The organism is Labrys sp. (in: a-proteobacteria), from assembly GCF_047605565.1.
Classification (GTDB): domain Bacteria; phylum Pseudomonadota; class Alphaproteobacteria; order Rhizobiales; family Labraceae; genus Labrys; species Labrys neptuniae.
In genome coordinates this window covers 79,787-96,432 of the sequence record NZ_JASGFM010000023.1, presented here as the reverse complement: position 1 = coordinate 96,432, position 16,646 = coordinate 79,787, and the positions used below count along the sequence as shown (strand labels likewise).

Genomic DNA, 16,646 nt, shown 5'->3' with positions numbered 1-16,646 from the left:
GTACCCTCAACAAAAAGTAAATGCGCTCTTGCGATATGTTTCCTATTTTCAATGGTTTATGCTAGGTTATCAACGGGGATGACCTTTCTTCACCATCAACAAAAGCTTGATGATCATAGGGTGAGCATGAGCAAATCGGGAGCCGGTCTGGGAGCGCTGTGGACCTTTGCCGTCGCCGCTCGCCATCTGAGCTTCGCCAAGGCCGCGATCGAGCTCGATGTGACCCCCGCTGCGGTCAGCAGCCAGATCCGCGCTTTCGAAGACCGCCTCGGCACCCGGCTGTTCTTCCGCACCAGCCGCAGCATGAAGCTCACCCATGCCGGCGAAGAGCTGCTCGAATCGACCAGCGGCGCCCTGCGTACCATCGACGAAGCGCTGCGCCGGGCCGCCAACACCACCCAGCGCATGAGTTTCACCGTTTCTTCCGGTTCATCCTTCGCCGCCAAATGGCTGGTGCCGCGCCTGCCACGCTTCCGCCAGCAATTTCCCGATATCGACATGCGCATCGACATTTCCGATACGCTCGCCGATTTCAGCCGCCAGGAAATCGACGTCGCCATCCGCTTCGGCCGCGGCGCCTATGCCGGCCTGCGCTCGGATCGCCTGTTCGTCGAGGACGTCTTTCCGATCTGCAGCCCCCAGCTTCTGCACGGGCCCGTGCCCCTGCGGGAACCCGACGATCTGCAATATTTCACCCTGATCCATCTCGACTGGCACAGTCAGGATTCGATGTGGCCGGACTGGCGCATGTGGCTGATGGCCGCCAAGGCGGACAAGCCCGATCCCACGCGCGGCCTGCATTTCAGCCAGTCGATCATGACCCTGCAGGCGGCCGTGGACGGCCAGGGCGTAGCGCTCGGCAATACCAGCCTTGTGGGCGACGACCTGGCTGCGGGCCGGCTGGTACGCCCCTTCGATCTGTCTTTGAAGATCGCGCCGGAATTCGCCTATCACCTGGTGGCGCCGAGGGCCAAGGCGGACAAGCCGATGATCAAGGCGTTCCGGGACTGGGTGCTCGCCGAAATCGCCAGCGGCAAGGCGGTTTGATCGTCCGGATCGCCTTCCATCCCCGTCGAAGCCACGCCGAGGCCATGCCCGACGATCACAAGCGTCAGGCGATCAAGCGTCAGGCGATGATGTCCGGCGTCAGCAGGTCCTCGAGCAGGGACATGCGGTCCTTGAGATGGAGCTTGCGCTTCTTCAGGCGCTGAAGCTGCAGACGGTCGGGCGTTCCCACCTGTTCCAGAGCGGCAATCGCGGCATCGAGATCGCGGTGTTCCTGGCGAAGCTGCCCCAGCTCCGCAACCATCGCGGCTTCCTCCTCCTCGGTGAGCGGATTTGACAAGCCCATACCCTTCCATTCCGAATGGCAGCTTCGGTATTTCGACCATTCTGCCGCTCCATGCCCATCCGGGCACGGTGCCGAACTATGCCGAGCCGATTCCTCGCCCGCAAGCGCTGCGGCAAGATATCGCCATCTATTTACACCCGTTTGGCGAAGCTTGCCGGACAACTTTCACAAGCCCTTCCTAGGCCTTTGATCCAGCATTCTTTTTGGCCCGGCCACACTGCATTACCGTGCGGTAAGCTATTGTTCTGACTAAATTTATTGTTGCTTTGCACAATCGATTCAACGTCGGAATCCGCGATTTTCCTTCGACATGCGCGCCTTTTCGTGAGAACGTTGAATGTCGGAACTGTGACACAAGGAGCCGTTAATGCCTGTGCAGTCGCATTTGGTCGAACTGGAGCGCAAACATCACGCTCTTGAAACAGAACTCACCATCGCACTGGCTCATCCCTCCTCGGATGACCTCAAAATCGCAGAGCTGAAGCGTAAGAAACTCCTTCTCAAAGACGAAATTGCAAGATTGAAGAGCGCCGAGAGGCTGCACTGAACCAGTCACCGCTGGTGTATGTTGACCGCCGGACCGGAGCATCATCCGGTACCGGCGGTTTCATTTTGTGGCCGGATCTCAGTTGATCCACGTGCCAATTGATACGGACGTCTCCCCCAGACAGGTTCAGGATCGGCTGCGATCGAAGCAATAACCCATGGAGGGGTTTGCTATGGCCAGCACGAGTCGGCATTGGGGGCTTGGCCTCGTTTCTTCTTTCCTGCTGGCGTGCGCCGTCCTGCCCGCTCCCGGCGCTCTGACCGACCCGGCCCGGGCTGCGCCCGTCGCCGCCATCCAGGCGCAGGCGCCCAGCCTCGACGAATTCAAGGCCGTGTTGTCGGGCTACGGCCAATACATCTATTCCGAACGCTACGGCGAAGTCTGGAAACCCTCGGTGGTCCCCGCCGGCTGGCATCCCTATCCAGCCTGCCGCTGGGTCTATGACCGCACTTACGGCTGGACGTATGACGATCCCTCCGTCTGGGGCAAGATTGTCCATCACTATGGACGCTGGGCCTCGGACGGCAGCAATGGCTGGGTCTGGGTGCCCGGCACGCAGTGGAGCCCCGCCTGGGTGATCTGGCGCAGCGGTGGTGACTGGACCGGCTGGGCGCCGACACCACCTGCAAGCGACCAGCAGGAGATCAGCCTCGCCAATTTCAACGTCGACAGGCAATGGACCTTCATCGAGACGGTCAAGCTCGGCAATCGCTGCGACGACGGGCCTTCCGCCGCGCCAGCCGGCACTTTCGCCGGCTCGACCCCGGTGACGCGTTTCAAGATCGTACGGGGCATCGCCGTGTTCGTGCTGCCGCCGCCGACCCTCATCGTCGATTACGACACCGGCCCGGTGGCGTCCTGGTCGAGTGAATTCCTGGGCGAATGGCTGCTCTGGCTGAACACCGCCGCCTCCGCCGCCTCGCTCAGCGTCGGCGATAGTCTCGCTGCCTGCGCACCTCCCCCACCCCCGGCGGCGCCGATGGCCACGCCCATCGCCGTGCCCGCCCCCGCCGCGCCCCGCATGAAATCCTGGAGCCCGCCGCCACCCCGCTCCAGCAGGCGGCGGGAAGTACGCCAGACCATGATCCCGGACGCCCCCCGTAGCCGACGGCGGGTCTATGACGAGCCCGGGCCGTATTATGGCGACGAACCGCCGATCTACATCCCGCCGCGCCGGCGCCGCCCACCCGTCTGGAACGAGGGGCCGGTGGTCCAGAGGCCGCCCCGCTATCCGAGGCCCGGTCCGGTGATCACCCCCTCCAACAACCCGACCAAGCCCAATTCCGGTCAGCGCTATCGCTGGCGCCCGCGGCCCACCCCCGACAGCGCTCCGTCATCCGGGTGGTGATTCGATGATCGCAGCAAGCGGGGCGTTGAAATGGCGCCTCGCAGCGCTATGGTTCAGGCAGTTCCCGCCCTGGATTCGATCATGACCACCACCGCTTCCCTGCCCCGCCGCCATTGGTTCGAGATGACGACGGAGGATTTCCGCACCGGCGATACCGCCAACTGGATCGCAGTATTGCCGATCGCCGCCGTGGAACAGCATGGCCCGCATCTGCCGGTCGGGGTCGACTCGATGATCATGCGGGGTTATCTCGACCGTGCCATCCCGCTGATCCCGGCCGACATTCCGGCGACCTTCCTGCCGATCCAGACCATCGGCAAGTCCAACGAGCACCTGGAATTCCCGGGCACCCTCAGCCTCTCGGCCGAAACCGTGATCCGGGCCTGGACCGAGATCGGCGAGAGCGTGCATCGGGCCGGCATCCGCAAGCTTTTGATCGTCAATTCCCATGGCGGCAACATGTCGGCGATGGACATCGTCGCCCGCGAATTGCGCGTACGCCACGGCATGCTGGTCGCCTTCACGTCCTGGCACATGTTCGGCTACCCCAAGGGCGCCTTCTCGGACGACGAAACCCGCCTGGGCATCCATGCCGGCGAGATCGAGACGGCGCTGATGCTCGCCTTCCGCCCCGACCTCGTGCGCATGGACAAGGCCAAGGACTTCCGCCCTGTTACCTATGAGATGGAAGAGATCTTCAAATATCTGCGCACCGGCCGCCCCGGCGGCTTCGGCTGGATGGCCCAGGACATTCGCCCCGAGGGGGCGGCGGGCGACGCCAGCAAGGCGACGCCCGAAAATGGCCAGCTCTCGGCAGAGTTCGGCGCACAGGCTTTGGTCGACCTGCTCAGGGATATCCGCGACTTCGATCTCTCGCGGCTGAGGAACGGGCCGCTGAAAGACTGAGCGCGGTGATGCCAAGCGCCGGATGAGGGGTTGATGAAACCTCTCTTTATTGGCGGCTCCCCGGAAGGTGATCAGGAAGGGTCCCAAGATCGCTCATCCCCCTGCCGGGACCTTCTCCCACAAGGGGAGAAGGGAGCTCTATTCTCAAGCCGCGACCTTCTCGGCCTCTTCCAGCAATTGCAGGTCGCCGCGGCCGAAGGATACCGTAACGTCCTCGCCCATCTGCGGCGGCGGGGCGCCCGGATTGTTGAAGGTATCGAGCGAAACCACATTCTCGTTGAAGCGCACGCGGATGCGTACGATCGAACCGAGGAAGCTGACGAGCTCAATGCGGCCGGTGAGGCTGTTGCGCCCCTCGCCACCGCTGCCCAGCACCACCGCTTCCGGGCGCAGGGCCAGCGTGCGCGTCTCACCATTGCTGGCGCCCTGCAGGCCGCGGCTGGTGATCACTTCCTGCCCGTCGACGGAGAAACGCCCGGCAGCGGCATCGACGACCGCGCCGGTGAGGAAGTTGAGCGTACCGACAAAGGAGGAGACGAAGCGGGTCTTGGGGAAGTTGTAGATCTCGAAGGGGGTGCCGACCTGTTCCATCTGCCCGGCGCTCATCACCACGATGCGGTCGGACATCGACAGCGCCTCTTCCTGGTCGTGGGTGACGAAGAGCGTGGTGATGCCGAGTTCCTGCTGCAGCACGCGAATCTCGTCGCGCAGGGACACGCGGATCTTGGCGTCGAGGGCCGAGAGCGGCTCGTCCAGCAGCAGGATCTTCGGACGCACCGCAATCGCCCGCGCCAGCGCCACGCGCTGCTGCTGGCCGCCGGAGAGCTGGAAGGGATAGCGATCGGCGATCTGCGGCAGCTTGATCATCTCCAGCATCTGCTTGACGCGGGCATCGATCTCCGGTTGCGGCTTCTTGGCGATCTTCAGCCCGAAGCCGATATTCTCGGCCACCGTCATGTTGGGGAACAGGGCGTAGGCCTGGAACACCATACCGACATTGCGCTGGTTAGGCGCCAGCCCCGAAATCTCCTTGCCGTCCATGCGGATCGAGCCGGCGGACGGTGTTTCGAAGCCCGCGACCATGCGCAGCACCGTGGTCTTGCCGCAGCCGGACGGGCCGAGCAGGGTGATGAATTCACCCTTCTGGACCGACAGATCGAAGCGTTTCACCACCTGGTTGGCGCCGAAGCTCTTCTGCAGCCCGGTGATCTCGAGAAAGGACATGCTGGCCTCCCAGTGCTGGTTCAACGCGCCGCCCGCGCGCCGCGCGAGCGGCCGACGAGCTGCAGCAGGCCCATGCAGGCCCAGGTGATGATGAAGGCAACGATGGCGAGCGCCGACGGCTCATAGGCCCGGTTCGCGCCGATCAATTGCAGATAGGTACCGAAGACCGGCCGGTTGAGCAGGCTGGCAAAGGTGAATTCGCCTATGACGATGGCGAAGGCGATGAAGGATCCGCTGAGCACGCCCGAGCGGATGTTCGGCAGGATGACCTGCCAGAGGATGGTGAAGCTGCTCGCCCCCAGGCTCTGGGCCGCCTCGGTCAGTGTCTTGACGTCGATGGCGCGCAGACCCGCATCGACAGAACGATACATGTAGGGCAGCGCCAGCACGACATAGCCGAAGGTCAGCAGGAGGTCCGTGGTCCACTCGCTGTCGGTCAGCGGCAGCCAGGACGAGGAGTTGAACATGCGGATATAGCCGAAGACGATGATGATCGCCGGAATCACCAGTGGCAGCAGCGTGACGAACTCGACCGGCGAGCGCCAGCTCGGCAGGCGCAGGCGCACCAGATAGGCTGCCGGCACCACCAGCACGATACTCAGCACGATGGTAGCGAGCGCCAGCAGGATCGAGCGGATGAAGGCATGCTGGAACTCCGCCTGGGCGAACACCACGCGATAGGCTTCGAAGCTGTACTGCCCGCGCAGCATGCGCAGCGAGAACTCGAAGGTGGAGAGCAGCGGGATGATGAAATAGCTGATCGCCAGGAGGATGATCAGCCAGGATAATACGGAGGACTTTTTCATCGCACCCACCGCTCGCTATAGCTGCGCAGCCAGATATAGGCGCCGCTGGAAATGCTGGTGATCACCACCATGCCGAAGGCGATGGCGTAGCCCAGATTGGGATTGCTGAGCACGTCGCCGCGGATCTGGGCGAAGAGCTGGATGGGAATAATCGGCAGGCTGGAGCCGGTCAGCGCATAGGCGGTCGCCACCGCGCCGAAAGCATTGGCGAACAGGAGCAGCGTCGCGCCCAAGATGCTCGGCAGCAGGATCGGCAAGGCAATATGCCGCCAATAGTGGAAATTGCTGCCGCCCAGCACGGCATTGGCCTCGCGCCATTCGCGCTTCAGCCCGTCCAGGGCCGGCGCGATCACCAGCACCATCAGGGGAATCTGGAAATAGAGATAGACCAGGGTCAGACCGGTGAAGCTGAGGATGTTGAATCCGGTCGAGTAGAGGTTGAACCCGAGCCAGTCCCGCAGCAGCACGGTGACGAGCCCCACCCGCCCCAGCGTCGCCAGGAAGGCGAAGGCCAGCGGCACGCCGGCAAAGTTCGAGGCAACGCCCGAAAATGTCATCACGGCGCCGCGCATCCATTCCGGCAGGCCGCCGAGAATGACCGCATAGGCCACGAAGAAACCGATGAAGGCACCGCCGAGGGCTGAGGCGAAGCTGATCTTGATACTGAGCCAGAAGGAGGAAACGATCGCCGGATTGGTGAAGAGTTCGGTGATGTTGCCGAAGGTGAAATGCCCTTCCCGGTCGAAGAAAGCCCCAACCAGCAGCAAGGCCGTCGGAACCACCAGGAAGAGCAGGGCGAAGAGGACGAAGGGCGCCATGCCCAGCACGGCCAGCCCTCCACTGGCTCTGACCGAGCCTGGAGCTGCAGCTGGGGCAGTGTTTGCGGTGGTATTCATCGCGGCGACCACAATAGCACGCGTCCCGCCTGGAGAAACCGGGCAGGACGCGCAGGAGATGACAAACGATCTTACTTGACGGCGGCGCCGACCACGCTGTCCCAATCCTTGGTGATCTCGGCCTTGGCGGCACTCTGCTCATCAAGCGTCGGGAACACGGCCTTGGCATAGGCTTCGGCCGGCGGGAGCTTGGCCAGCAAGTCGGCCGGAATCTTCTTCTTGGCGACGAGGTCGTTGAAGCGGATCGGGTGGCAATAGCCCTTCAGATAGCCGATCTGGCCTTCGTCGGAGTAAAGGTACTCCATCCACAGCTTGGCGGCATTGGGATGGGGTGCATAGGCACTGATGGCCTGGACATAGACGCCGGCAACCACGCCGCTGGCCGGAATCACCACGTCGACGTCCGGATTGCCCTTGAGCGTGTCGCGATCGGTGAGCGCATTGTAGTCCCAGCGCAGGACGATGGGGGTCGCACCCTGGGCCAGCGAGGCGGCCTTGCCGATGGTGGGCACGAAATTGCCCTTCTTGTTCAGCTCGGCGAAAAATTTCAGGCCTTCGGCCGCAGCCTTGCTGGCATCGCCCTTGGCGGCCGACAAACCGGCGGCATAGACGCCCTGGATCGCCTGGTTGGCGGTGCGGGGGTCGCCGGCCAGCGCCACGGCATTGGCGTAGTCGGAGCTCAACAGGTCGGACCAATCCTTCGGCGAATTCTTGACGATGTCCTTGTTCACCTCGAAGGCGAGCACGCCGTAATAGTCACCATACCAATGGCCGTCGGCATCCTTGGCATTGTCCGGAATCGTATCCCAGGTCGCCACCTTGTAAGGTTGGATCAGGCCGTCCTTCTTGGAGGTCGGGCCGAAGGAAAGACCGACGTCGATCACGTCGGGAGCCTGCGGGCCGGTATTGCCCTTGTTGGCCTTGATGGCCTCGACCTCGTCGCCCGAACCGGCGTCCGGATTGAGCTCGTTGACCTTGAGGCCATACTTGGCCTTGAAGCCTTCGATGATGGCGCCATAGCCACACCAGTCATGCGGCAACGCGATCGTGGTGAGCTGGCCTTCCTTCTTGGCGGCGTCGATCAGCTCCTGGCTCTGGGCAAACGCGCTGCCCATCGAAGCCGCCACAGCCAGCACGGATACCGATGCGATACCCAGCCACGTTTTCCTGCTCATTGTCCAACTCCTTGATGGTGCCGCAAGGCCCATTTTCTCCGTAAGGGTTTTTACAGCGGCGCTGGTATCAATGACGGTTGACACTTTTGTGTCAATAGCGGCTGTCATATATGACAGCCCGCAAATTCACTGTTTGCAGCTATTTTTACGGGTTTACGACGCCCGTCCGATCCGTTAGGAAGTGAAAAAGCCCGGCCATCGGATGAGCCGGGCTTTTGCGTGTCCGGGTTTTGGAATTCCGCACGAAAGCGTTTCGCGATTTTGGTGGATCCGCCGAGAATCGCAAAGCGCGTCGAAGCGAACGAACGGAGGCAAAACGGCGTTTCCATCTGAACGCGTTTTGCTCTCGGGAATTTCGGGGCCGAGGGCCAGAGAGAGAAGGGAGATCACCATGGCCAATGTCGTCGTGGTCGGGTCGCAATGGGGCGACGAAGGCAAGGGTAAGATCGTCGACTGGCTGTCGGAACAGGCCGACGTCGTCGTACGCTTCCAGGGCGGGCACAATGCCGGCCACACTCTCGTCATCGGCGACAATGTCTATAAGCTGTCGCTGCTGCCCTCGGGCATCGTGCGCGGCAAGCTCTCGGTGATCGGCAATGGCGTCGTGCTCGACCCGCGCGCCTTCATCGCCGAGGTGAAGAAGCTGAAGGAGCAGGGCGTGTCCGTGACGCCCGAAGCCTTGCGCATCGCCGAGAACACCCCGCTCATCCTCTCCCTGCACCAGGACCTCGACCGCCTGCGCGAGTCGGCGACCGACGGCACCAAGATCGGCACGACCGGGCGTGGCATCGGCCCCGCCTATGAAGACAAGGTGGGCCGGCGCGCCATCCGCCTGATGGACCTGGCTGATCTCGGCGCCCTGCGCCCGAAGATCGCCCGCCTGCTCAACCACCACAACGCCCTGCGCCGCGGCACCGGCCAGAGCGAAATCGATCCGGAAGCGCTCTATCAGGAACTGGCGGACGTCGCGCCGCAGGTTCTGCCCTTCATGGACGATGTCGGCGCCCTGCTCGACAAGGAGCGCAAGGCCGGCAGCCGTATCCTGTTCGAGGGCGCCCAGGGCGCCTTGCTCGACATCGACCACGGCACCTATCCTTATGTGACCTCCTCCAACACGGTCGCGGGGCAGGCTGCCGTCGGCTCAGGCCTCGGGCCGGGTGCGCTCGACTATGTGCTCGGCATCACCAAGGCCTATACCACGCGCGTGGGCGAAGGCCCCTTCCCGACCGAGCTCACCGACGAGACCGGCCGCTTGATCGGCGAGCGCGGCCGCGAATTCGGCACGGTCACCGGCCGGGCCCGCCGTTGCGGCTGGTTCGACGCCGCCCTGGTGCGCCAGACCATCCGCACCTCCGGCATCACCGGCATCGCCCTCACCAAGCTCGACATCCTCGATGGCTTCGAAACCATCAAAGTGTGCGTGCGCTACGAGCTCGATGGTCGTGAAATCGACTATCTGCCGGCCAGCCAGGCTGCCCAGGCCCGCGTGAAACCCATCTATGAAGAGATCGAGGGCTGGCAGGAAACCACGGCCAAGGCGCGCTCCTGGGCGGACCTGCCGGCGCAGGCGATCAAATATGTCCGCCGCATCGAGGAACTGATCGGAGCGCCGGTGGCCGTGCTCTCCACCAGCCCCGACCGTGACGACACGATCCTTGTGCAAAATCCCTTTCAAGTCTAAGAGCAGACCTAATCCCGTCAGATTCGGGCATTAGTGCGTGATCTGCTGCGATGGCACTGCGCGGGTTGCGATCCGCGTGGCGCCGTGCTTGTCCGGCGGCGATCTTGTCCTTCGGGGCAGGATCGGGCGTGGCTTCTGCCACATCTTGGCGGGCAGGCCTGTCTGCAGCGGACCATGGGCCCGGAGCAAGTGCGATTCCTCCGAATCGTATTTTGCTCTAACGTCTTGTTTTGACGCATTTTCTTGATTGAAAAGTCCATCGACTTTTCCAGAAAATGCTTCTGTGAAGAGATCGAGCCAGAACGCGTGTCGACGGACTATTTTCCTCCCATTCAGCGAGCCGTGCAGGGTCTTTCCCCCAATACGCAGGAAACCCGCCAGGCGCTCTATGAGAAAGCCCGCTCCGCCCTTCTCCGCCAGCTTAATGCCGCTGATCCCGCGCTGACCGAAGGACAGATTGCCAGGGAACGCAACCTGCTCGAAGAGGCGATCCGACGCGTCGAGCACCATTATGACGAGGCCGAATTCACACCTGAACCGGTGGTCTCCGAGCGCCCGGCCGCCCCGCAGTCTCAGTCCGACGACGAGCCAGCCAATGGTGACGCGACCGATGACGAGGCATCGACCTCTGCCTCGCCACGATCCAACGGCCTTCCGGCTTTTGCCGAGCGCAGGGCCGAGAAGCGACGGCCCCAGGCACCTCGCCGCACCAGATCCAACGGCAATCTCAGGCGGTATGCCATCATGGCCGCGACGGCGGCCGTCATCATTGGCGGAGGCGCCGCCACCGCACTCTATTTGCGCGGTAGCGACGACAGCCCCGTCCTGGTGCCTCAACAGGCAACCGCACCGCAGACGGCGCCCAAGCCGGCGCCCGAACCCGGCAAGCTGAATGACCGCCTCGGCGGCACGCCGGGCACGCCCCAGACCGAGGTGGCTACCGGCAATCCCCCGCCCCCGGCTCCCTCGCCAGCGCCCCCGGAACCTGCTGCGCCGGCTCCGCAGGCTCCGTCTGCTCCGGCACCACTGCTGCCCTCGACCCAATCCGAGGCGCCGGAGGGACAGCGTGCGCGCCTGATGGAGGAAGATCCGAGCGCCCCGATGAAGGGCCGCCTCTTCGAAGGTACCGTGAACTGGCGCACTGAATCGCAGGCCAGCGGCACCAATGGCCCGCTCGATACCGTCGTCGTCGGCGAGATCAATGTTCCCGACCGGAAGATGAAGGTGCTGCTCACCCTCAGGCATAATTCCGATCGCTCGCTGCCGGCGAACTACCTCCTGAACATCCAGATGAGCGTGCCGGCCGACTACCCGAGCGGCGCCGTCGGCGACGTCAAGAGCGTCAACGTCAAGTCCGACCCTCAGGTCCCGGGCTTGCAGCTCGACGGTGCCTTGATGAAGGTCACGACCGGCGTCTTCCTGATGGGCCTGCTCGACCCGCCCGACGAGAAGGGCCGCAACGCCAAGATGTTGCAGGCCAATCAGTGGTTCGATCTGGTATTCACCTTCGCCAATGGCCGCAACGCCGTGTTCACCTTCGAGAAGGGACCGACGGGCGAGAAGGCCTTCAACGACGCCATGGCCGCCTGGAACGCCGACGCTGCGGCGGCGCAATAGGTCTCAAGCGCCCCTTTCAGGACGCCTTCACGACCGTGACGCGCAATTCGTGCTCGCGACCGTCACGGGCCTTCCAGGTGATCGACTGCCCCGGCGACAGGCCGAGCAAGGCCGTGCCGATCGGCGTGAGGATCGAGACCTTGCCCTCGGCAATATCGGCCTCACCCGGATAGACCAGCTTCACCTCGCGCAGGGCACCGCCTTCCGTCTCGAAGGTGACGACGGAGCCGATCTGCACCACGTTGTTGCCAACCTGCAGCGCGGGAACGATCTCCGCCCGGTCGAGTTCGCCGAGCAACGCCTCGGCCACCTCCGGGAATCGATCGAGGGCAGAGGTCGCGAGCTGGGTCAGGCGCTCGAAATCGACCTCGTTCACGATGATATTGGGCTTGGCCTGGTTCTTCAGGGGTTGATTCATGACTGGATACCTCAAAATCGGGCGCGACGCAGCGCGCCCGCCTGCCCGCGGCTAGCCACCGGGCATGACGACAAGAAGGGATGCACAGGCCCTCGCGCGTGGCGAGAACCTGGCGGCTATGGTGTGTGATTTGACGGATTGAGCATGCGCCGGATGATAGGCCGCACCCTATGAGGAGCGGCGTGCCCCGCAGCTCGGGGCGCAAATGGCCGAGCCCGGGGCTACGCTTCCGCGATCGGGAAGAGACGAAGGGTGATTTTGACCACGGTGCTCATGGTTCCACCATGTTGGTCGATGCCGATCCTGTCAAGCCGGCTCGAACGATGTCTCTTCACCGGCCGGAAATGCCGAGGCCGGAGGCATTTTCTGATGCGGCGACCGGGCTTCCTGATCCCGAAAATAGGCCAGGACAAGGAAGTCGGGCCTAAACGCGAATTGCTCGCACCGCACTCTGCTCAAGGAAAAGCCGCCCGAAGGCGGCTCCCCATTCGGCTATCACAAGCGGATCAGGCCGGTGCGTGCGCCGCTTCGAGGCGGGCGACGCCGGAGCGCACAGCCGCCTGCACCTTTTCGAAGGCTCTCACCTCGATCTGGCGCACACGCTCGCGCGAGACCCCGAACTCGTCGGAGAGTTCCTCCAGCGTGATGGGATCGTCGACCAGACGGCGCGCCTCGAAGATGCGGCGCTCACGATCGTTCAGCACGTTCAAGGCCTGGCGCAGAGCAGTGGAGCGGTTCTCGCTCTGCTCCGTCTCGGCCAGACGGGTCTCCTGGTTGGCCGTATCATCCACCAGCCAATCCTGCCATTCGCCGTCGCCTTCCTCGCGCACGGGAGCATTGAGCGAAGCGTCGCCGCCGAGACGGCGGTTCATCTCCACCACTTCCTGCTCCTGCACGCCGAGCGATTTGGCAATCGACTTGACCTGGTCGGGACGCAGATCCCCTTCATCCAGCGCCGAAATCTGGCTCTTGGCCTTGCGCAGGTTGAAGAAGAGCTTCTTCTGGTTGGCGGTAGTGCCCATCTTCACCAGCGACCAGGAGCGCAGGATATATTCCTGGATCGAGGCCCGGATCCACCACATCGCATAGGTGGCGAGCCGAAAGCCTTTCTCCGGCTCGAAGCGCTTGACGGCCTGCATCAGGCCAATATTGCCTTCCGAGACCACTTCGCCCAGCGGCAAGCCATAGCCACGATAGCCCATGGCGATCTTGGCCACGAGCCGCAGATGCGAGGTCACCAATTGATGTGCGGCTTCACGATCGCCATGCTCGCGCCAACGCTTGGCAAGCATGTATTCCTGCTCCGGCTGGAGCATCGGGAAGCGGCGAATTTCATCGAGATAACGCGACAGGCCACTCTCGGTGGCCAAGACGGGAAGCGCGGCAGAAGCCATATGTTCCTCTCCTCTGAACCCCCATCGAGGGCGGTTCAAATCGCCATCCCTCCTTCAGAGCAGACGGCGCCTACGTGATATGGGGACGACACCGGCCTTTGTGAAGACCCTGGCGGACCTTCCAAAGCGCGATATCTAGCGGCCCCGCATGTGCCACCCCGGCAAATCTATTGACCTGCTTCCACCGAGGACATCTCGCCTGCCATGGGACATTCGTCACCCAGGCCGCTGAGGCACGGACCAATCCCGATCACCCGAACTATCATGCGCCCGATTGCGGCGATTTCGCGTTGCAATCTTTTGCGGGCGGCCATGCATTAATGTGACAGCTCGGTAACATTGTCAAATTAAGGGATGTTAATCGATTTCCGGGCGGAGGGAACCGCCGCCCGCCCCGCCGCGTTTACCGTAACGTTTTGTTTACCTTGCACCTGCGGCCAGCCGGCTTAACTCTTCCAGGAATGCCTTCCGCCATCGCAACCCGCGATCGGAAACCGGCGCGGCCCTTCACTGTTGACCAGACAGGAGACACCAGTATGGACGGCGACAAGCGCACCGCTCAGGCCAAGGCCGATCTTTCCGAAAGCCTCGGCAAGGACCTCGATGCTTTGAGGGCCGAAGTTGCCCGCCTGACCGAACAGCTCAGCGCCTATGTCGATGCGGAGAAGAGCTCCTGGTCGAAATTCCTGTCCAAAGAAGCCAGGCATGCCAGGCAGGTCTTCGACGACAAGGTGAACGAGGCAGGGGCCAAGGCCAGCGAACTTCGCGGTGCCGCCCAGGAACAGGCATCCGACCTGCAGAAGGCGACACTCGACTACATCACCCGCAAGCCGCTGCAATCGGTAGCGCTCGCCGCCGGCATTGGCCTGATCCTCGGCTTGTGGAGCAAGGGGCGTTCGTGACCCGTCTTCTTGCCCTGGGCGCCCTCGCCAAGGAGGAGTTGAGCGCCGTCCTGCGTCAGTACGGGACCGTCATCCTCTGGCGCCTCGTCGCCGGCTGCTGCCTTGTCGCGATGGCGATCATCGGGCTGATCAGCCTGCACCGCTTCCTGGCTGAAACCTATGGTCCCTATTGGGCCGACGCAGCGCTCGGCGGCGGATTTGCGGTGCTCGCCGTCCTTGCCTTGGTGGTGGCCCAGGCCGCCGAGAAGAAAGCCAAGCGCCGCCGGCTCCTGGCTGCGACCATGGTGACGGCGGCTGGCGTCGTGCAGGAGAGCCTGCCAGACAAGAAGACGGTCAGCGGCGCCCTGGCGCTCGCAGCCCTGGCCGGTGGCTTCTGGCTCGGCCGCAAACGCTGAATAGCTCTTAGCCGTTGCGCAGGGCCTCGGCCAAGGCCGCAAGATCGGCCGGTAGTGGGCTTTCGAACACCAGATGCCTGCCGTTGACCGGATGCTCGAAACCGAGCAGCCGGGCGTGCAGCGCTTGGCGGCCGAGGCCGGCGAGCACTGCGCGGGGGGCCTCCGGCAGCAGGGCGGCCTTGGTCTTGAAGCCGCTGCCATAAACCGCATCGCCGAGCAGCGGATGGCCGAGATGGGCCATATGCACGCGGATCTGGTGGGTCCTGCCGGTCTCCAGCCGGCACTCCACCAGGCTGACCAGCGGCTGGCCGCCGTGGCTGCCCGAAAGCTGGCTGCCCAAAGCCTCGACCAGCGAATAATGGGTGATGGCTTCCCGCCCGCGGCCGAGCGCCACCACGGCCATCTTCTCGCGATTGCGGGTCGAGCGGTCGATGCCGGTCTCGATCGTGCCGTGCGGGCGCGTCGCACCCCACACGAAGGCGAGATAGGCCCGCTCCAGCGGTCCCGTGCGGCCGTGATCGGCGAACTGGGCCGCCAGGCCCTGATGCGCCCTGTCGTTCTTGGCGACCACCAGCAGGCCCGACGTGTCCTTGTCGAGGCGATGCACGATGCCAGGCCGCTTCACGCCGCCCACGCCCGAGAGCGAATCACCGCAATGGGCGATGAGCGCATTCACCAGCGTGCCGCTCTCATGGCCGGCGGCCGGATGCACCACCAGACCGACCGGCTTGTCGATGACAAGGAGATCGTCATCCTCATAGACGATGGCAAGGGGAATGTCTTCGCCCTGCGGTTCGGCAGGCTCAGGTTCCGGCACCCGAAGCGCCACCCGTTGCCCTGGCTTGAGGATCTGGCCGGCATCGAGCACCGCCCGGCCGTCGATACTGGCATGGCCGGCCTCGATCAGGGCCTTGATGCGCGTACGCGACAAGGGCTGCAGGTCGGGCCTGCTATCGGCCGCCTGGCATTGGCGAGCCAGGAAGCGGTCGATGCGCTCGCCGGCTTCGGTGACCTCGAAAAACGTCTCTTCGGCACTGCTGTCGATGCTGTTCATGGGCGGGTACTAGAGCAAAATGGGGCTGAGTGGAAACGTGATTTTTCTCTAACTCTTTGTTTCGACGCGCCTTTGCAATTCTCGCAATTCCGTTGGATCGCATGCCGTGCCCGGCGCGGAAAACCAGCAATGCCAGGAATTCAAACCACAAATGCGCCGATCGCACAGATTGCCGCTTGCCGCCGGCCTTTTTTGCCGCTATAGGCGCACTCCTTGCCGCTGCTCCCATCGTCTAGTGGCCTAGGACGTCGCCCTCTCACGGCGAAAACAGGGGTTCGAGTCCCCTTGGGAGCGCCATTCGCTTTTTCAGGCGCCTGAGCAAGTATTTCCATTGCATCCACCGGTTTGCTGCGCCTTCTGGCGCCTTGGGGTTGCTCATTGCATGCGCAAATGAAAAGCGCCGCGGTTTCCCACGGCGCCCGGTAGATTTTCGTCAGGGATGGGAAGCAGCCAGCGCCTCAGCGCATGCCGACCAGGCGCTTGGGCGTACGATATTCGACCACCACGGCGCGCGGCGCGACAGCCGCACGGGGGGATTTGGCGATCGGCAGGCTGAGACGGCGCTCGACCGGCTTCACCGACCGCTTGGCGACCGCACGCACTTCCTCGACACCGACACCGAGCAGCGATGCGGCAATCTCGACCTGCTGGTCGAAGTCGTCATTGAGGCACTCGGCGGCGAACAAGGCTTCCTCGATGGTCGGAAGGGCCTGCTTGACGCGCCTGCTGCCGAATTTCGTGTTCCAGGTCTCGCTCACGGATCTATGCCTTCTCTTTCACTTGACGGCACCATAGCAGGATTCGCGCAATGTTGCAGTGCAACAAAGGCTGAGCAGCTATGCGTTGCAATTTCGGCAAATGTTGGGACGACCGCGCCCCGGACGCCGCCAGCCCTGTACGAACAATGCCGCTGCCTTAGGGATGTCCGGCAC

17 protein-coding genes and 1 tRNA gene are annotated in these 16,646 nt (G+C 63.4%); 9 read left to right on the top strand and 9 right to left on the bottom strand.

Translation table 11 applies throughout. From position 1 onward, the window contains the following. The first annotated feature begins 126 nt into the window (after window positions 1-126). Window positions 127-1,047: a transcriptional regulator GcvA gene (gene gcvA / locus QM672_RS20050; RefSeq protein WP_311940016.1), complete on the top strand. Its 921-nt coding sequence runs from the start codon at window positions 127-129 to the stop codon at window positions 1,045-1,047. A gap of 79 nt (window positions 1,048-1,126) precedes the next feature. On the opposite strand, the gene QM672_RS20045 is transcribed toward gcvA, so the two are convergent. Next, a complete protein-coding gene (locus QM672_RS20045; RefSeq protein ID WP_068285637.1) occupies window positions 1,127-1,351 on the bottom strand; it encodes a YdcH family protein in 225 nt (74 codons plus the stop codon). Window positions 1,352-1,718: 367 nt separating this feature from the next. Between QM672_RS20045 and QM672_RS20040 the strand changes: the two genes are divergently transcribed. The 3 genes from QM672_RS20040 (at window position 1,719) to QM672_RS20030 (ending at window position 4,152) form a co-directional block, all read left to right on the top strand. After that, window positions 1,719-1,898, top strand: a complete 180-nt coding sequence (locus QM672_RS20040) for a YdcH family protein (RefSeq protein WP_068285636.1) — start codon at window positions 1,719-1,721, stop codon at window positions 1,896-1,898. 172 nt (window positions 1,899-2,070) lie between these two features. Beyond that, window positions 2,071-3,246 (top strand): DUF6600 domain-containing protein, encoded by a 1,176-nt coding sequence (locus tag QM672_RS20035; RefSeq protein WP_415084666.1) that lies wholly within the window; start codon window positions 2,071-2,073, stop codon window positions 3,244-3,246. Window positions 3,247-3,327: 81 nt separating this feature from the next. Then, entirely contained in the window at window positions 3,328-4,152 is an 825-nt protein-coding gene (locus QM672_RS20030) for a creatininase family protein (protein WP_415084664.1), read from the top strand. Between the two features lie 144 nt (window positions 4,153-4,296). Here QM672_RS20030 and QM672_RS20025 read toward each other — a convergent pair whose 3' ends face one another. From QM672_RS20025 to QM672_RS20010, 4 genes are all read right to left on the bottom strand, one after another. Beyond that, window positions 4,297-5,376, bottom strand: coding sequence for an ABC transporter ATP-binding protein (locus tag QM672_RS20025; RefSeq protein WP_311940023.1), 1,080 nt, complete (start codon window positions 5,374-5,376; stop codon window positions 4,297-4,299). Between the two features lie 20 nt (window positions 5,377-5,396). Beyond that, window positions 5,397-6,182: an ABC transporter permease gene (locus QM672_RS20020; protein ID WP_311940024.1), complete on the bottom strand. Its 786-nt coding sequence runs from the start codon at window positions 6,180-6,182 to the stop codon at window positions 5,397-5,399. Continuing rightward, on the bottom strand, window positions 6,179-7,078 hold the full coding sequence (locus QM672_RS20015; protein ID WP_376717722.1) for an ABC transporter permease: 900 nt from the start codon (window positions 7,076-7,078) through the stop codon (window positions 6,179-6,181). Before QM672_RS20015 ends, QM672_RS20020 begins: the two co-directional genes overlap by 4 nt. 71 nt (window positions 7,079-7,149) lie before the next feature. After that, complete coding sequence (locus QM672_RS20010) at window positions 7,150-8,193, bottom strand: ABC transporter substrate-binding protein (protein ID WP_311940152.1); 1,044 nt, start codon at window positions 8,191-8,193, stop codon at window positions 7,150-7,152. 451 nt (window positions 8,194-8,644) lie between these two features. Here QM672_RS20010 and QM672_RS20005 point away from each other — a divergent pair, with 451 nt between their 5' ends. Further along, complete coding sequence (locus tag QM672_RS20005; RefSeq protein ID WP_068285624.1) at window positions 8,645-9,934, top strand: adenylosuccinate synthase; 1,290 nt, start codon at window positions 8,645-8,647, stop codon at window positions 9,932-9,934. Window positions 9,935-10,240: 306 nt separating this feature from the next. Beyond that, on the top strand, window positions 10,241-11,551 hold the full coding sequence (locus tag QM672_RS20000; protein WP_311940027.1) for a hypothetical protein: 1,311 nt from the start codon (window positions 10,241-10,243) through the stop codon (window positions 11,549-11,551). 16 nt (window positions 11,552-11,567) lie between these two features. Here the strand turns inward: QM672_RS20000 and rnk are convergent, their stop codons facing one another. Together rnk and rpoH are read right to left on the bottom strand one after the other, a co-directional pair. Continuing rightward, window positions 11,568-11,969 (bottom strand): nucleoside diphosphate kinase regulator, encoded by a 402-nt coding sequence (rnk, locus tag QM672_RS19995; RefSeq protein ID WP_367625431.1) that lies wholly within the window; start codon window positions 11,967-11,969, stop codon window positions 11,568-11,570. A 506-nt stretch (window positions 11,970-12,475) separates the two neighbouring features. Beyond that, window positions 12,476-13,363, bottom strand: a complete 888-nt coding sequence (gene rpoH, locus QM672_RS19990) for an RNA polymerase sigma factor RpoH (protein ID WP_311940031.1) — start codon at window positions 13,361-13,363, stop codon at window positions 12,476-12,478. Between the two features lie 536 nt (window positions 13,364-13,899). On the opposite strand from rpoH, the gene QM672_RS19985 reads away from it, so the two are divergent. Beyond that, window positions 13,900-14,265: a DUF883 family protein gene (locus QM672_RS19985; RefSeq protein ID WP_311940032.1), complete on the top strand. Its 366-nt coding sequence runs from the start codon at window positions 13,900-13,902 to the stop codon at window positions 14,263-14,265. Next, window positions 14,262-14,660, top strand: a complete 399-nt coding sequence (locus QM672_RS19980; protein WP_311940034.1) for a hypothetical protein — start codon at window positions 14,262-14,264, stop codon at window positions 14,658-14,660. Before QM672_RS19985 ends, QM672_RS19980 begins: the two co-directional genes overlap by 4 nt. A 7-nt stretch (window positions 14,661-14,667) precedes the next feature. Here the strand turns inward: QM672_RS19980 and QM672_RS19975 are convergent, their stop codons facing one another. Continuing rightward, complete coding sequence (locus QM672_RS19975; RefSeq protein ID WP_311940036.1) at window positions 14,668-15,714, bottom strand: RluA family pseudouridine synthase; 1,047 nt, start codon at window positions 15,712-15,714, stop codon at window positions 14,668-14,670. Window positions 15,715-15,935: 221 nt separating this feature from the next. Between QM672_RS19975 and QM672_RS19970 the strand changes: the two genes are divergently transcribed. Then, window positions 15,936-16,011 (top strand) — tRNA-Glu (locus QM672_RS19970). A 161-nt stretch (window positions 16,012-16,172) separates the two neighbouring features. Here QM672_RS19970 and QM672_RS19965 read toward each other — a convergent pair. Next, window positions 16,173-16,472, bottom strand: coding sequence for a hypothetical protein (locus tag QM672_RS19965; RefSeq protein WP_068285434.1), 300 nt, complete (start codon window positions 16,470-16,472; stop codon window positions 16,173-16,175). Between the last annotated feature and the right edge of the window lie 174 nt (window positions 16,473-16,646).

What these genes read in the sequence shown, in the direction of transcription:
- gcvA (WP_311940016.1), top strand. Translation starts at nt 127, where the DNA reads ATGAGCAAATCGGGAGCCGGTCTGGGAGCGCTGTGGACCTTTGCCGTC.
- QM672_RS20045 (WP_068285637.1), bottom strand. Translation starts at nt 1,351, where the DNA reads ATGGGCTTGTCAAATCCGCTCACCGAGGAGGAGGAAGCCGCGATGGTT.
- QM672_RS20040 (WP_068285636.1), top strand. Translation starts at nt 1,719, where the DNA reads ATGCCTGTGCAGTCGCATTTGGTCGAACTGGAGCGCAAACATCACGCT.
- QM672_RS20035 (WP_415084666.1), top strand. Translation starts at nt 2,071, where the DNA reads ATGGCCAGCACGAGTCGGCATTGGGGGCTTGGCCTCGTTTCTTCTTTC.
- QM672_RS20030 (WP_415084664.1), top strand. Translation starts at nt 3,328, where the DNA reads ATGACCACCACCGCTTCCCTGCCCCGCCGCCATTGGTTCGAGATGACG.
- QM672_RS20025 (WP_311940023.1), bottom strand. Translation starts at nt 5,376, where the DNA reads ATGTCCTTTCTCGAGATCACCGGGCTGCAGAAGAGCTTCGGCGCCAAC.
- QM672_RS20020 (WP_311940024.1), bottom strand. Translation starts at nt 6,182, where the DNA reads ATGAAAAAGTCCTCCGTATTATCCTGGCTGATCATCCTCCTGGCGATC.
- QM672_RS20015 (WP_376717722.1), bottom strand. Translation starts at nt 7,078, where the DNA reads ATGAATACCACCGCAAACACTGCCCCAGCTGCAGCTCCAGGCTCGGTC.
- QM672_RS20010 (WP_311940152.1), bottom strand. Translation starts at nt 8,193, where the DNA reads ATGGGCAGCGCGTTTGCCCAGAGCCAGGAGCTGATCGACGCCGCCAAG.
- QM672_RS20005 (WP_068285624.1), top strand. Translation starts at nt 8,645, where the DNA reads ATGGCCAATGTCGTCGTGGTCGGGTCGCAATGGGGCGACGAAGGCAAG.
- rnk (WP_367625431.1), bottom strand. Translation starts at nt 11,969, where the DNA reads ATGAATCAACCCCTGAAGAACCAGGCCAAGCCCAATATCATCGTGAAC.
- rpoH (WP_311940031.1), bottom strand. Translation starts at nt 13,363, where the DNA reads ATGGCTTCTGCCGCGCTTCCCGTCTTGGCCACCGAGAGTGGCCTGTCG.
- QM672_RS19985 (WP_311940032.1), top strand. Translation starts at nt 13,900, where the DNA reads ATGGACGGCGACAAGCGCACCGCTCAGGCCAAGGCCGATCTTTCCGAA.
- QM672_RS19975 (WP_311940036.1), bottom strand. Translation starts at nt 15,714, where the DNA reads ATGAACAGCATCGACAGCAGTGCCGAAGAGACGTTTTTCGAGGTCACC.